11 protein-coding genes and 1 riboswitch are annotated in these 14,793 nt (G+C 75.7%); of the genes, 5 read left to right on the top strand and 6 right to left on the bottom strand.

Annotated features, from left to right (window positions below; translation table 11 throughout):
- The first annotated feature begins 249 nt into the window (after window positions 1-249).
- The gene (locus tag OG335_RS07365; protein WP_405010210.1) at window positions 250-1,521 is read left to right on the top strand and encodes an MFS transporter; all 1,272 of its coding nucleotides are present in this window, start codon (window positions 250-252) and stop codon (window positions 1,519-1,521) included.
- 440 nt (window positions 1,522-1,961) lie between these two features.
- Window positions 1,962-4,202, top strand: coding sequence for a cellulose binding domain-containing protein (locus OG335_RS07370; RefSeq protein WP_405010211.1), 2,241 nt, complete (start codon window positions 1,962-1,964; stop codon window positions 4,200-4,202).
- Window positions 4,203-4,278: 76 nt separating this feature from the next.
- On the opposite strand, the gene OG335_RS07375 is transcribed toward OG335_RS07370, so the two are convergent.
- The 5 genes from OG335_RS07375 to OG335_RS07395 all read right to left on the bottom strand — a co-directional run bounded on the left by OG335_RS07375 (window position 4,279) and on the right by OG335_RS07395 (window position 8,182).
- Window positions 4,279-4,749, bottom strand: a complete 471-nt coding sequence (locus tag OG335_RS07375; RefSeq protein ID WP_405010212.1) for a DUF3093 family protein — start codon at window positions 4,747-4,749, stop codon at window positions 4,279-4,281.
- 21 nt (window positions 4,750-4,770) lie between these two features.
- The gene (locus OG335_RS07380; RefSeq protein WP_405010213.1) at window positions 4,771-5,313 is read right to left on the bottom strand and encodes a flavodoxin domain-containing protein; all 543 of its coding nucleotides are present in this window, start codon (window positions 5,311-5,313) and stop codon (window positions 4,771-4,773) included.
- A gap of 121 nt (window positions 5,314-5,434) precedes the next feature.
- A complete protein-coding gene (locus OG335_RS07385) occupies window positions 5,435-6,478 on the bottom strand; it encodes a LacI family DNA-binding transcriptional regulator (RefSeq protein ID WP_405010214.1) in 1,044 nt (347 codons plus the stop codon).
- Window positions 6,479-6,782: 304 nt separating this feature from the next.
- A complete protein-coding gene (locus OG335_RS07390; protein WP_405010215.1) occupies window positions 6,783-7,433 on the bottom strand; it encodes a beta-glucanase in 651 nt (216 codons plus the stop codon).
- A 77-nt stretch (window positions 7,434-7,510) separates the two neighbouring features.
- Window positions 7,511-8,182 (bottom strand): MarR family winged helix-turn-helix transcriptional regulator, encoded by a 672-nt coding sequence (locus OG335_RS07395; protein WP_405010216.1) that lies wholly within the window; start codon window positions 8,180-8,182, stop codon window positions 7,511-7,513.
- 334 nt (window positions 8,183-8,516) lie between these two features.
- Between OG335_RS07395 and OG335_RS07400 the strand changes: the two genes are divergently transcribed.
- Window positions 8,517-10,025 carry a glutamate synthase subunit beta gene (locus OG335_RS07400; RefSeq protein WP_405010217.1) on the top strand — a complete coding sequence of 503 codons (1,509 nt, stop codon included), beginning with the start codon at window positions 8,517-8,519 and terminating at the stop codon, window positions 10,023-10,025.
- A gap of 71 nt (window positions 10,026-10,096) precedes the next feature.
- Here the strand turns inward: OG335_RS07400 and OG335_RS07405 are convergent, their stop codons facing one another.
- Window positions 10,097-11,005, bottom strand: coding sequence for a LysR family transcriptional regulator (locus tag OG335_RS07405; RefSeq protein ID WP_405010218.1), 909 nt, complete (start codon window positions 11,003-11,005; stop codon window positions 10,097-10,099).
- Window positions 11,006-11,102: 97 nt separating this feature from the next.
- Here OG335_RS07405 and OG335_RS07410 point away from each other — a divergent pair, with 97 nt between their 5' ends.
- Entirely contained in the window at window positions 11,103-12,575 is a 1,473-nt protein-coding gene (locus OG335_RS07410; RefSeq protein WP_405010219.1) for an MFS transporter, read from the top strand.
- 630 nt (window positions 12,576-13,205) lie between these two features.
- Window positions 13,206-13,361, top strand: a riboswitch (cyclic di-AMP (ydaO/yuaA leader).
- 1 nt (window position 13,362) lies between these two features.
- Window positions 13,363-14,421 carry a transglycosylase family protein gene (locus OG335_RS07415; protein ID WP_405010220.1) on the top strand — a complete coding sequence of 353 codons (1,059 nt, stop codon included), beginning with the start codon at window positions 13,363-13,365 and terminating at the stop codon, window positions 14,419-14,421.
- The last annotated feature ends 372 nt before the right edge of the window (window positions 14,422-14,793 follow it).

Raw genomic sequence — 14,793 nt, forward strand, 5'->3', positions numbered from 1 at the left:
CTGGCGCACCGGCCCCGCCCGCGCGGCCCGGACCGTCCGGTGGTGACGGTCCGTCAATACGCGCTCCGCGAACGGGTGAGGGCACGTCAAAGCCCCTGCTCAGGGCCGTCCGAGGGGCGCGCGGCCCGTGAAGGCGGGGTGAGGGTGATCGGAGGGACGCAAGGAACTGCTGGTACTAATAGGCGCGTTCCACGCCGACAGTCGAGCCGCACCGCCCCCGCTGCACCGTCCCCGTGAACGGAGAACCCCTTGCCCGCCCCCCTCGTAGACGCCCCCGACGCCGCCCGCGACGCCGCGGCCGCCGCCGGCACCCCCGGGACCGGCTCCACGCCCGCGCTCCGGCTCAAGGCCGTACTGCTGATGGCCGGCAGTTGCCTGCCCATCCTCGGCGCCGTCCTCATGGCGCCCGTCCTGCCGCGCATGCAGGACCACTTCGAGAGCACACCGGGCGCGGACGCGCTCGTCCCGATCGCGCTGACCATACCCGCGCTCGCGCTCGGCCTGCTCGCGCCGTTCGCGGGCGTGCTGATCGACCGCCTCGGCCGGCACCGCCTGCTGGTGTGGGCGACCGTCGTCTACGCCTTCGTCGGCACCGCGCCGCTCTGGCTCGACTCGCTCGGCGCGATCGTCGCCAGCCGGGCGCTGGTCGGCGTCACCGAGGCCGTCATCATGACCTGCTGCACCACGCTGATCGGCGACTACTGGAGCGGCCCGGCCCGCGACCGCCTGCTCGCCGTGCAGACCATCTGCGCGGCCGTCTCGGCCACGGCCTTCTTCGCGATCGGCGGGGCGATCGGCTCGGCCGGCTGGCGGGCGCCGTTCTGGGCGTACGCGGTGAGCCTGCTGCTCGCGCCGCTGCTGGCCACCGTCCTGCGGCCCAAGGCCGGAACCGCCGCCGACGGAGCCGCCGGCACGGACGCCGCCTCCGCCGCCTCCGCCGTCGAGCAGCGGCCCTACCCCTGGCGCCGGATGGCCGCCACCTGCGGCCTCACCTTCTTCGGCGCGGTGGTCTTCTACACCGTGCCGGTCGAGATGTCGTACCTGCTGGACGACCTGGGCGTGAAGAAGTCCGCCGCGGTCGGCCTGGCGACGGCGGTGGCCAGCGCGGCGACGGTCGCCGGCGCGGCGTCCTTCGCCCGCGTCGGGGCCCGCGCCCAGGCGTTCCTGCCGTACGTGCTGGCCCTGTGCGCCGCCGGGTTCGCGGTCATGAGCGCGGCCGGCGGCGCACCGCTGCTGGTCGTCGGAGCGGTCGTCAACTGTGTGGGCACCGGCGTGCTGCTGCCGCTGCTGCTGACCCGCGCGATGGCCCTGCTCGACCACGCCGACCGCGGCCGCGGCACCGGCCTGTGGACGGCGGCCTTCTTCCTCGGCGAGTTCGTCTGCCCGCTGGTGCTGCTCGGCCTCTCGAAGCCGCTCGGCGGGCTGGCCGCCGCGGTCGGCGTGCTCGCCGCCGCGACGGCGGTGGTGGCGCTCGGCGTGTTCCTGAAGGACCGCCGCACCGCCGTGGCGACCGCGGTCTGACCCACCCCCACCGGCGCCGCCGGGTCCGGAGCCGGGGGGCCCGGGCCCGGCGGCGCCGCGCGCGGGGTCACCGCATGACCGTCGTGCGTTCCGTCCTGCTGTTCCCAGCGGGGGCGATCCGCCGGCGGGCGGCGATCCACCGGCGGGGCGACGCGAATGTTGACACCGCGCGCTCAACCGGGCGAGAGTGGCGCTACGCACAACAGCCCCTTCCCTCATGGGCGTTCCTCGCATCCCGCGGATCGCGGATGGTGCATTCCCCCTCGGGGCCGCGGCCGGACCACCCGCCGCAACCACCCGGTGCGGTCGGGGACGGACGCCACCTGCCCGGCACGCCCGGGAGCGCGCTCCTCCGACGACGGCAACCTTCGGCGGTGCGGCGGCGACCTGGGACGACGCGGCCGCACCCGCCCGTCGACCCCGTCCGAGAGAAGGCGCAGATGTCCCAGCACAGCCGTCGGAGAGTACGCCGCAGGTACACCGCCCTGGCCGGGGCGGTGGTGCTCGCCGGCGCCGGCACCGGACTCGCCGTGCACACCGCCGGCGCGGCGGCCGCCGGCTGCCGGGTCGACTACAGCGTGACGAACACGTGGTCCGGTGGCTTCGGCGCGAACGTCGTCATCACCAACCTCGGTGACGCACTGTCGGGTTGGAGCCTGCAGTGGTCCTACACCGGCGGCCAGCAGGTGACCCAGGCGTGGAACGCCGACGTCACCCTCGGCACGGCCGCGGTGACCGCGAAGAACGTCTCGTACAACGGCACGGTCGCGACCGGCGGCACGGCCTCGTTCGGCTTCAACGGCTCGCTCACCGGCACCGCCAACCCGGCACCCGCCTCGTTCACCCTGAACGGCGTCCTGTGCACCGGCGCCGCCGCGTCCCCGGGCCCCACCGCGAGCACCTCGGCAAGCCCGTCACCCTCGCCCTCGCCGTCGACCGGCCCGACCCCGGGCACCGCCGGACGGCAGGTCGAGAAGCTGGACCGCGGTCTCGTCTCCGTGCACGGCAGCACCGGCAACCTCGTCTCCTGGCGCTGGCTCGCCACCGACCCGGACGGCGTCGCGTTCAACGTCTACCGCGGCACCACCAAGGTCAACTCCGCACCCCTGACCGGCGGGACGGACCTGCTCGACGCCGGCGCGGCCGCCACCGCCTCGTACACCGTGCGCGCCGTGGTCGGCGGCACCGAACAGGCGGCCTCCCCGGCCTCGCTGGCGTTCGGCAGCGGCTACCGCGACGTGCCGATCCAGCCGCCGTCCGCCGCGTACGAGGCCAACGACGCCTCCGTCGGCGACCTGGACGGCGACGGCGCCTACGAGTTCGTGCTCAAGTGGCAGCCCACCAACGCCAAGGACAACTCGCAGTCCGGTGTCACCGACAACACCTACCTCGACGCGTACCGGCTCGACGGCACCCGCCTCTGGCGCATCGACCTGGGCCGCAACATCCGCTCCGGGGCGCACTACACGCAGTTCCAGGTGTACGACTACGACGGCGACGGCCGCGCCGAGATCGCCGCGAAGACCGCCGACGCCACCGTCGACGGCACCGGCAAGGTCATCGGCAGCTCCACCGCCGACTACCGCAACTCCTCCGGCTACGTGCTCACCGGCCCCGAGTACCTCACGGTCTTCAACGGCCTGACGGGCGCCGCGATGCAGACCGTCGACTACGACCCGCCGCGCGGCACCGTCTCCGCCTGGGGCGACTCGTACGGCAACCGGGTCGACCGCTTCCTCGCCGGCACCGCCTACCTCGACGGGCAGCGCCCCTCGCTCATCGAGGCCCGCGGCTACTACACCCGCACCGTGATCACCGCCTGGGACTGGCGCGGCGGAAAGCTCACCGAGCGCTGGAAGTTCGACACCAACACCAGCGGCAACAGCGCCTACGCGGGCCAGGGCAACCACCAGCTCTCGGTCGCCGACGTCGACGGCGACGGCCGCGACGAGATCGTCTACGGCTCGATGGCGATCGACGACAACGGCGCCAAGCTCTGGAACACCGGCAACGGCCACGGCGACACCCTGCACGTCGGCGACCTCGACCCGGCCCGCGCCGGGCTGGAGGTCTTCAAGGTCGACGAGGACACCAGCAAGCCCGCCGCCTGGATGGCCGACGCCCGCACCGGGCAGATCATCTGGCAGAACGCCACCTGCGGCTGCGACAACGGCCGCGGCGTCTCCGACGACGTGTACGCGGGCAGCGCGGGCGCCGAGTCCTGGTCGTCCGCCGTGGACGGGCTGCTGAACACCAAGGGCCAGAACATCGGCCGCAAGCCCGGCTCGACGAACTTCCTCGCCTGGTGGGACGCCGACCCGGTGCGCGAACTCCTCGACGGCACCCACATCGACAAGTACGGCACCGGCGGCGACACCCGCCTGCTGACCGCCGCCGGCGTCCACTCGAACAACAGCACCAAGTCGACCCCCGCCCTCTCCGGCGACATCCTCGGCGACTGGCGCGAGGAGGTCGTCTGGGCCACCACCGACAACACCGCGCTGCGCATCTACTCGACCCCGGTGCAGACCGACCGCCGGATCACCACCCTGATGCACGACACCACCTACCGGACCGCGGTGGCCTGGCAGAACACCGCCTACAACCAGCCGCCGCACACCGGGTTCTTCCTCGGCGACGGCATGGCCACCCCGGCCCGGCCGGAGGTCCACACTCCCTGACCGCGGCGGCACACCCCGTCCGTGCGTGCCGGGTCCACCGGCACGCACGGGCAGGACCCCCGGCCGCGTCGCCGGCTCAGGCCGCGGCGTGGCGGCGGCCCGACCCGGCCCGGGCGGCCGCCAGCGCCCCCGCCAGTTCGGCGGGCCGGCGCGTCGACAGGTAGACGTACGGCACGAGCAGCGCCGGGTCGGCGACCTCCACCCGGACGGCCTCCGGCAGGTAGCCGCGCATCACCAGCCGGACCCGCGGGCCCGCGCGGCGGGTGCGCCAGGCGAAGGCCTCGGCGGCGTCGAGCACCTCGACCCGTCCGATGTGCTCGGCGCGCAGCGGGATGCCGTCCGCCACGAGCACGCCGTCGGCCACCCGGATCCGGGCGGCGCCGTACGCGCTGAGCAGCCAGCCGAGCAGCGCCGCCGCGCAGGCCGCGCCGCCGGTGGCCGCCGCCGTGCCGAGCGGGAGCAGGGCCACGGCGGCCCCGAGGGAGGCCGCTGCCGCGACCAGCCACCACCGGGCGGGCACGGAGAGCCGTTCGTCGTAGATCACCACAGCGGTGATCGTGCCACGTGCTTACGCGTCGGCGTGGTCGGGCGTGGCGGTCGGCCCCGGGTGGGCCCGGAGTTCGCCCGCGACCCGGTGGGCCCAGCGGCGGATGCGCGGCGGGTTGCGGAAGTCGCCCGCCCGCCCGGAGCGGACCAGGACCCGGGCCACCACGCCGGGGGTGTCGGCGGTGACGCAGCCGCCGAACGTGACGTGCCCGCGGGCGTGCACCCGTGCCATCGCGTGGGCCGCGCCGGGTACGGGGGCGAGGTCCTCCTGCTCGGCGGTCGTGTCGAGCGGGCCGCTGCTGAAGAACCAGACCGGGCGTTCGGCGAGCGCGGCGGCGTTGCGGCGGGCGCACCGCAGGGCGTCGTGGTTCCAGTGGCCGGCGTGCAGCGAGCCGCCGATCACCACGGCGTCGTAGGGGGTGACGTCGGTGACCTGGCGCGCGGGCACGACGGCGGGCGCGAAGCCGTCCTCGCGCAGCGCGTCGGCGATCTCCTCCGCGATCCCGGCGGTCGCGCCGTGCCTGCTGCCGTAGGTGACGAGGATCGCGGGTGTCGGGGTGTTCATGACGGCCTCCCTCGGTGCGCGACGGGTGCCGGGGCCGGCACGCCGACACCTCCAGACTCGTCCCGGAGGCGTCCGGAGGGAAGGGCCTTCGGTCCGCCCTCCGCAGGGCGTACGGCCGGTGTCAGCGGCCGCCGACGGGCGGGGCGGTCGACTCCCTCGGCACGAGGACGGGCGCGGGGGCCGGGCGGGACGGGGCGTCGCCGTCGGCGAGCACCTCGAAGAGGCAGCGGGCGGCCTGGGCGCCGAACCCGAAGACGTCGTGGCTCATCGCCGACAGGCGGGGCCGGACGAGTTCGCACAACTGCGAGTCGTCCCAGGCCAGGAGCGAGAGGTCCTGCGGCACGCGCAGGCCCATCTCGGCGGCGACGGACAGGCCGGCGACGGCCATCACGTCGTTGTCGTAGACGATCGCGGTCGGCCGGCGGACGGCCGAGAGCAGCGAGCGGGTGGCCCGGGAGCCGCCCTCGCCGGAGAAGTCGGCGGCGAGCGTGGGCGCCTCCTCCAGGCCGAGCTCCTCGGCGACCTCGGCGAAGGCGCGGCTGCGGATGGCGCTGTGGCCGAGGCCGGCCGGGCCGCCCACCCGGGCGATGCGCCGGTGCCCGAGCGCGGCGAGGTAGCGGACGGCCTCGCGGACCGCGGTGCCGTCGTCCGTCCAGACGGAGGTGAACGGCCCGGTCAGCGAGGGGTGGGCGACGGCCACGGCGGGCAGGCCGATGGCCGCGAGGGCCTCGATCCGGGGGTCGTCGATCCGGACGTCGACCAGCAGCGAGCCGCCGACCCTGCGGCCCTGCCACCACTCGCGCTGGACCTCGATCTCCTCCTCCACGGTGCCCACCAGCCGGAGCAGCAGCGAGCAGCGGCGTTCGACGAGGACGCTCTCGACGCCCGCGATGAAGTCCATGAAGAAGGGTTCCCGACCCAGCATGGGGGCGGGCCGGGCGAGCACGAGGCCGATGGTGTCGACCTGCTGGCCGGAGAGCGACCTGGCCGCGGTGTTCGGCGTCCAGCCGAGCTCGCGGGCGGTGGCGAGGATGCGCTCCCGGGTCGCGGCGGAGACGCCCGCCCGGTCGTTGAGGGCGAGGGAGACGGCGGCGGTGGAGACGCCGGCCCGGACGGCGACGTCCCGGATGGTCACGCGCCTGACGTCGGACCTGTCCCGGCTCATCGCCCGCCCTTCCGTGGGCGTGGCCGCCCGTCGATCGGCTCCGTGCGCCCGCTCGCGGCGCGAAGATCGGTGCCCAATCTAGGCTCCGCGCCGGGCCCGTGTCCACGAACCGCTTGAGGTGGGAGGTGGTCGGGGAGGCCGGACGTGTCCCGGTGCCGCAACGCCATGGACTCAACCGGTTCAGCTCCGACCGGCGTTCGCGGCGGCACCCGGGGGCGTGGAGGCGGCGGGCCCGCTTGAGGCGCGGGGACGGACCTGGAGCGGTCCGCTCCAGGCGCGGGGACGCCGCCGTGGAGCGGCCCGTTCAGCGTTCGACGGTGAGGCTGTGGCAGGTCCAGGAGAGCCGGCCGGGTCCGGTCGCGGGGGGCCGCGGGTGGTAGGTGCCGTCGGAGACCGAGAGGTTGACGATCAGGTGGGCGTGCCAGGCGCTGCCGACCCCGCGCCGGTCGGAGTAGACGGAGACGCCGTTGGCGTACCAGTCGACGGAGCGGCGGCCGAAGACGGTCCGCAGGTTGACGGTGGCGCCGGGGGCTATGCCCGCCGCACCGCCGTGCCAGTACCGGTACCCGCCGCGGACGTGGTTGGAGACCTCCAGCAGGTCGGGGTTGTCGGGGTGGTACTCGAAGACGTCGATCTCGTTGCCGCCGTCCCGCCACGTCCAGATCGCGGGCCAGGCGCCGAGGCCGGTCGGGAGCGTGACGCGGGCCAGGAGGGTGTCACCCGGCATGAGCTGGAAGTTGTCGGGGCTGCCCTCGGTGGTCAGCAGGTTGCAGTCCCAGAGGTCGCCGCCGGCAAGCCGGGTGGCGACGAACTCCCCGCCGGGGCAGTAGGCGGGCACGAGGTGGTCGAGTTTGTGGTCGCTCCGGTTGGTGGGCCCCATGCGGGGATAGGCGCTGGTGCGCCCCGCCACCCACTGCCGGTTCGATCCGAAGTCCGCGTTGAAGACCGTTGCCATCGTCGCCTCCCGGTGCCGGGCCGCCGCATCGCAGCGCACCTGTCAATCACTGGGAGTGACTTACCCGCTACGGTTCGTCATATGCGAATCGGAGGCTCCGGATCCGAATCGCCGGCACCGGCGTCGGCATCGGCGTCGGCCGCACCCGAACGGGCCTTGCCCGCGGCGGCCGCGCGGGCGACGTGCCCGTCCTCGCCCCGGGGGAGGCCGGCCGCGGCGGGGAGGTCCGCCGCGGCACCCTCGCGGCGCGTGTGCCGGAGCTCCTCCAGGCCCGTCGTCATGCGGTCGAGGAAGCGGGCGACGGTGCGCAGCTCGTCCGCGTCGAACTCGGCGGCGACGGCGTCCGTGCACGCGGCGACCGGCCCGAACCACTCGGCGGCCATCCGGCTCGCCCCGGGGTTGTAGTGCAGGCGGACCTGCCTCCGGTCGGCGCCGTCGCGGCTGCGGCGGATGTGGCCGGCCCGCTCCAGCCGGTCGAGCACCGCGGTGACGGCGCCGGAGGTCAGGGCGAGCTCCTCGCGCAGCCGGCCCGGGGTGGCGGGGCCGGTGACGCCGGTGGAACCGCGGAGGATCGCCAGCAGCGCCTGCACGTCGGTGGCGTGCAGGCCGTGGGCGGCGGCGAATCCGTGGCCGAGCAGGTTCATCTCGGAGGCGAGGCCCTGCAGGAGGCGGCCGAAGGCCCTGCTGTCCGGCGCCCCCGGGCTGTCCGGTGTCCCCGTGGGGGGCGGGGTCGACTCCTGGTCGGACACTTTCACCTTCTCGACGGCACGGCGGGAACGCCCCAGCCTAGCGCCGGGCCGCGGGCCGGCTCCATTGTCCCACCCCCGGTCTCTCGACGGTCGAGAGACCCGCGCGACTCCCGCGGCCGCGGCGGTCCGGCGGACGGCCCCACGTCGGTGCGGGCCCGGCGGCGGGCCCGCCGCGGGCCTTCGACGGCGGGGCCGTGACCCGCGGCGGTCACCGTTGTCGCAGCGGCGGGGGCAGGCGTACGGTGGCCACACGGCCCCGCGCGCACGCCTTCCCGGCTGCCCACCGTCGCCGCTCCCCCCGTCACCAGCCGGACCGCACCGCCGGAGGCCGACGATGGCCGACCCCGCGTTCCTGAGGACACCGCGCCTCCTCCGCGAGCGGCGGGCCGTCGCGGCCCGGGTGCACGACTGGGACGAGGTCTACCGGCCGCGGGCGCTGCTGCCCATCATCGGCGGCCAGGCCTCCCGCTGCATGGACTGCGGGCTGCCGTTCTGCCACCAGGCCTGCCCGCTGGGCAACCTCATCCCGGAGTGGAACCGCCTGGTCTCCGCCGACGACTGGCGTGACGCGGTGGAACGGCTCTCCGCCACCAACAACTTCCCGGAGTTCACCGGCCGGCTCTGCCCCGCACCCTGCGAGAGCGCCTGCGTGCTGGCCATCAACGCCGACGCGGTGACCATCAAGAACATCGAACTCGCCATCGCCGACCACGCCTGGGAGCACGGGCTGGAGCCGCCCCGGCCGCCGGCCCGCACCACCGGCCGCACGGTGGCCGTGGTCGGCTCCGGACCGGCCGGGCTCGCCGCCGCCCAGCAGCTCACCCGCGCCGGGCACGCCGTGACGGTGTACGAACGCGCCGACCGGGTCGGCGGGCTGCTGCGTTACGGCATTCCCGACTTCCGCCTGGAGAAGCACCGGCTCGACCGTCGGGTCGACCAACTCCGCTCGGAAGGAACGGAGTTCCGTACCGGCGTGGCCGTGGGCACGGACCTCCCCGCGGACACGCTGCGGGCCCGCTGCGACGCGCTGGTGCTCGCTGTCGGAGCCACCTCCTGGCGTGAACTCCCGGTGCCCGGAAGGGAGTCCGCAGGCGTGCACCAAGCCATGGAGTATCTCCCGCTGGCCAACCGGGTGGTGGCCGGCGACCTGCCCGTCTCGCCGGTCGACGCCCGCGGACGGCACGTGGTCGTCATCGGCGGCGGCGACACCGCTGCGGACTGCGTCGGCACCGCCGTACGGCAGGAGGCCCTGGACGTCAGGCAGTTGGACATCAATCCGCAGCCTCCGGCGGCCCGCCCGCTCACCCAGCCCTGGCCCGTCCACGCGAAGGTCCGCCACGAGACCACCTCCCACGAGGAGGCCGGCGAGCTCTGGCCCCCGCGTCCGGACGAGCACGACATCCGCGCGTACGCCGCCGCCACCGTCCGCTTCGACACCGACCCGGCCGGGCGGGTCCGCGCCGTCCGCTTCGCCGAGGCGGCCCCCGGCAGCCGGGCACCGGTGCCCGGCACCGAACAGGTGCTCGCGGCCGACCTCGTGCTGCTCGCCCTCGGTTTCACGGGCACCGACCACGGCTCCGGCCTGGCCGGGCAGTTGGGCATCGGCCTGGACGCCCGCGGCAACCTCGCCCGGGACCACCGCTTCGCGGCCGGCCCCGAGGGCGTCTTCGTCGCCGGGGACGCCGGCCGCGGGCAGTCGCTCGTGGTGTGGGCCATCGCCGAGGGCCGAGCGGCGGCCGCCGCGGTCGACCGCTACCTGACCGGCCGGGACGAACTCCCCGCCCCGATCTGCCCGGAGGACCGCGCGATCACCGCCGAGGACCTGCCGCCGCTGCCGACCTGACCGCCCGGTCGCTCGCTCGCTCGCGGCGGCGCGCCCGCCCGTCCGGTCCGCCGCAGGAGACGCCGCAGCCGTCAGGGCGTCTCCGACAGCCGCTCGCGGACACAGGCGCGCAGCCACGCGTGGGCCGGGTCGGCGTCGTGCCGCGGGTGCCAGGCCAGGCCGAACCGCAGCGCGGGCAGGTCGAGCGGGATCTCGAAGGTCACCAGGCCGAGCCCGTCGGCGAGGCCCCGGCTGCGGGCGGGGACCAGGCCGACCAGGTCGGTCGAGCGCAGCACGAACAGCGCCGCCGGGTACGACGCGAGGGTGCCCACCGTCGTCCGGGCGAGGCCGAGTTCGGCGAGCGCGGCGTCGATCGGGCCGGTCAGCCGGCCGCGCCGGGAGACGCCGACGTGCCGGGCCGCGGCGAAGGCGGCGGGGGTGACCGGGCCGTCGAGCAGCGGGTGCCCGGGCCGGACGACGCCCAGCATGGTGTCCTCGTGGAGCGGTTCGACGTGGACCTCGGGCGCGGTGGTGTCGATCACCCCGACCTCCAGGTCGGCGACCCCGTCGCGCAGGCTCGGTGCGTCCAGGTGGCTCTCGCCGAGGAAACGCAGCCGCACCCCCGGTGCCTCCGCCGCGGTGCGGGCGAACAGTGCGGCGCCGTGCGCGGCGGCGAAGGCCTCGTGGGCGAGCACCGTGAAGGTGCGGTCGAGCGTGCGCAGGTCGACCCGCCCGGCCGCGGTGAACAGGCCGCGGGCGCGTTCGACGACCGCCCGGACCTCCGCGTGGATCGCCAGCGCGTGCGGTGTGGGCACCATGCCGCGGCCCGCCCGGACGAGCACCGGGTCCCCGAGGGCCCGGCGGATCCGTCCCAGGGTGCGGCTCATCGCCGGCTCGGAGAGGTGGAGCCGGGCCGCGGCCCCGGAGACGCTCGACTCCTCGACGAGCACGTCGAGCGCGGCCAGCAGGTTCAGGTCCATTCCGGATTGCACGGGACGCATTCCTCTCTTGCGAAACTTGCACTGGAGACAATCCCACAACCCGCCCTACGGTGAACGGGAACCCACACCCGCCCGCTCCCGGAGGAGCTCCTTGTCCATGCCCGCTTCCGGCCGGTCCGCCCCGCGCGCCCCCGCCACCGCCCCTCCCCCGCCAGGCCGTGCCGCGCTGCACCGGCCGACCCTGCTCACGATGTGCGCCTGCGTGCTGGTCGCGCAGAGCATGGTCGCCGCGATCAACCTGATGCTCCCCCGGCTCGCCGCGTCCGCCCTGCATCCGTCCGCCACCGGCCTGCTGTGGACGGTCGACGCGTACGTCCTCGTCTTCGCCGGCCTGCTGATCCCGGCCGGCGCCTGCGGCGACCGCTACGGGCGGCGGCCCGCCCTGCTCGCCGGACTCGCCCTGTTCGCGGGCGGCGCCTGTCTGAGCGCCACCGCCGGACCGCTCGGCTCGGTGGCGGCGCTCGTCGCCGGACGCGCGGTCTCCGGCGCGGGCGCGGCGCTGATCATGCCCGCGACCATGTCGGTACTCACCGAACTCGCAGGCCCCGAGCGCCGCGTGAAGGCCCTCGCCTCCTGGACCCTCGCCGTCGGGCTCGGCGGCCTCGCCGGCAACGCCGGCGGCGGCCTGGTCGCGCAGTACCTGCCGTGGGAGGCGCTGTTCTGGGCGATGGCACCGCTCGCGGCCGTGCTGGCCGCCGCCGTGCTGCGCACCGTCCCCCGGCTCCCCCGGCACCCCGCCGCCCCCGACCCGCTCGGCTCGTTGCTGCTCACCGCGGGCACGGGCGCCCTGCTGTACGGCATCGTGGAGGGCCCGTCGCGGGGCTGGGCCTCGGCACACGTGCTCGCGGGCTTCGCGGCGGGCGCGGCCCTGCTGGCCGCCTTCACCCGGTACGCCCTGACCGCACGCCGCCCCCTGGTCGACCCGCGGCTGTTCGCCTCGCGCAGGCTGCGGGCGGCGGCGCTCGGCACCGCCGCGTCCTTCTTCGGCCTGTTCGCGCTGTTCTTCGTCAACGCGCAGTTCCTGCAGTACGTCAAGGGCTACTCGCCGGCCCGGACGGGCTTCGCGATCGTGCCGCTCACGGTCGGCATGGCGCTGGTGCCCCTGCTCGCCGTCCGGCTGCAGGCCCGGCACGGCGTGCGGTTCGTCGCCGCGGGCGGGCTGGCGCTGATCGGCGCCGGGCTGCTCGGCATGTCGACCGCCGGACCGGCCACCCCGTATCCGCTGTACGCCGTCTGGCTGTTGGTGCTCTCCGCCGGCCTGGGCCTCTGCGCACCCGGGCTGACCCACGCGGTGGTGTCGGAGCTGCCGCCGCCGCAGGCCGGGCTGGGGGCGGGGCTGAACACCGCGGCCCGGGAGTTCGGTGCGGCCCTGGGCGTCGCGGTGGTGGGCACGGTGCTCACCGCCCGGCTCGGCCCCGCAGGGGTCCACGGCGGATCCGGGGCGGCGGAGTTCGCGTCCGCGACGGCCGCGGGCCTGCGGGTGGTCGCCGTACCGGTGCTGCTGGCGGCCGTGGCGGTCGCGCACGGCCTGCGCGGCCGCACGGACGGCGGGGCCCGGACGGGCGCCTGACCTCCTGCGGGGCGGGGACGGGCCGGCGGTCCGCGACGCCCCCGGTCGGCCGCGCCCGAGCGCTCGGGTGCGGACGAACCGTTCCGTCACGAACCGGTCGTGCGCCGCGACCGGCACCGGCCGCCCCACCGTCGGCGCGGCACCGGACCGGACTTTCGTTCGTGTGGTGATGAGCCCCCGGCCGCAGGCCCCGGCGCACCCGGACCGGCCCCGACGTGAATGCGGACACGCGCTCCGGACGGGTGACGCGGGAATTCCCGGCGGTGAATTCCGCGGGAATTGGGAGGGCAATCGGCGCATTTCCCGCCGCGGCGCCCTGCACAATCCCCACGCATACCGCGCGCGCCCCGGGAGGCACCGCCGCCCGGCCTCCGGCGGCGCCCGATCCGCCTGCCGCGGCCCGCCCGACACCACCTCACCTGTGGTGCGGCCGTTCACGCCCGCGGTCCCGCCGCTCCTGATCCCGGGCCGTCCGGCCGAAATGCGGCACCGTGACGGGACAGCACTCGTGATGATTGTGTGATGGTCGGGATGCTGGCTTGTTATCGAGGTGACGATCCCTCTAATCTCCGATCAGCCCGCCACAGCACGGGCGCCCGAAGCGCGGCACGCCGAACCCTGCCCACCGCGCCCACCGGGTCGTCGAACCAGAACCTGGGCAGGGACGGGGGACCCACGATTCGTCGCCGTCCCCGACGGCTTGGGGTGAAGCCGCGTCCGCGCGGCCGGGCCACCTCCCGGTCCGAACCCGACAGCTCACCTCGCAGGCGTGCGGAGAGGGAACTCGATGGGTTTCATCGGCTCCGGCCGTCACCGCCGCCCCACCCAGACCGAGCGTGCCGTTTCGGCCGCCGGTGTGGCCGGCGCCGGCCTTGCCATACCGCTCCTGGCCGCCACCAGCGCCCACGCGGCCCCCGTCACCACCTGGGACGCCGTCGCCCAGTGCGCCAGCGCCGGCGACTGGAGCCGGGCCACCGGCAACGGCTCCTACGGCGGCCTCCAGCTCGACCTCGACACCTGGGTCGCCTACGGCGGCAGCTCCTACGGCGCCTCCCCCGACCACGCCACCAAGGACGAGCAGATCGCGGTCGCCGAGCGCGTGCTCGCCGACCGCGGCGCCCGCACCTGGGGCAGCTGCGCCACCACCGCGGGGCTCACCGGAGAGGGCCGGCCCGAGGCCGCCGAGCCCACCGCCACCGCCCCGGCGACCCCCGCCCCGACCGCCAGCACGACGGCGACGGGCCGCAGCCGGAGCGCCGCCCCGGTGTTCCCCGGCATGCAGGGCCGCGACGCCAACGGCATCTACTGGTACCAGGTGGACGGCGCCTGGTACTGGACCACCAGCCAGGCGGTCTACGAGTCGTACACCGCCGTCACGGCGAGCCCCTCGGCCCCGACCACCGCCACCCCCGGCACCGTGCTGCCCGGCACGGACGCCGGCACGCCGACCGCACCGGTCACCACTGCGCCCGCCCCGACGGACGGCACCGGCACCCTGCCGGGCACCGGCACCGCGCCCACCACCCCCACGCCGACCACGGACGCCCCGACCACGGGGGCGCCCACGACCGGCCTGCCCACCACCGACGGGACCGCGCCGGCCACCGGCACCGATCCGTCCGGCACCGCGGAGTCGGCCGACCCGGGCGCACCCGCCACGACGGTGACGGAGGCTCCGCCGGCCGCCGAACCGGACACCTACACGGTGGCGCCGGGCGACACGCTCTCCGCCATCTCCGCCGACCACCGGCTCGGCGGCTGGAAGAACGTGTACAGCGGCAACTCGACCACCATCGGCGAGGACCCCGACCTCATCAAGCCCGGCCAGGTGCTCACGATCGGCTGAGCCCCGCCCGACGACCCACGAGGCCGTCGGCACCCCGGACCCCCGGAGTGCCGACGGCCTCGGCGCGCGTGCGGCGGACCGGCGGGGTCGACGGGCCGGGCGGGTCGGCGGGCCCGCGGGTCGGGTCCTGCCGGTGCCCGCACGCGCGGTGTCTACCGAGTCCGCCTCCGGTCGCCCCGACGGACCCCGAAGCACCCCGGGCGAAGCGGTCCGCATCCGCTCCCGCATCCAGCATGCGGGAGCGCTCCCGCAATTGATGGCTCATCCTGCGCGAAGCCTTGACGGCTCAGAAGGCTCCGACTACAACTGCCTTCGCATCACCATCCACCGCATCTTCTGCGGGATTCACGCTCAGCAGGCCGCGCTCCACCC

Source organism: Kitasatospora sp. NBC_01539, assembly GCF_045040525.1.
In the GTDB taxonomy this organism is placed as follows: domain Bacteria; phylum Actinomycetota; class Actinomycetes; order Streptomycetales; family Streptomycetaceae; genus Kitasatospora.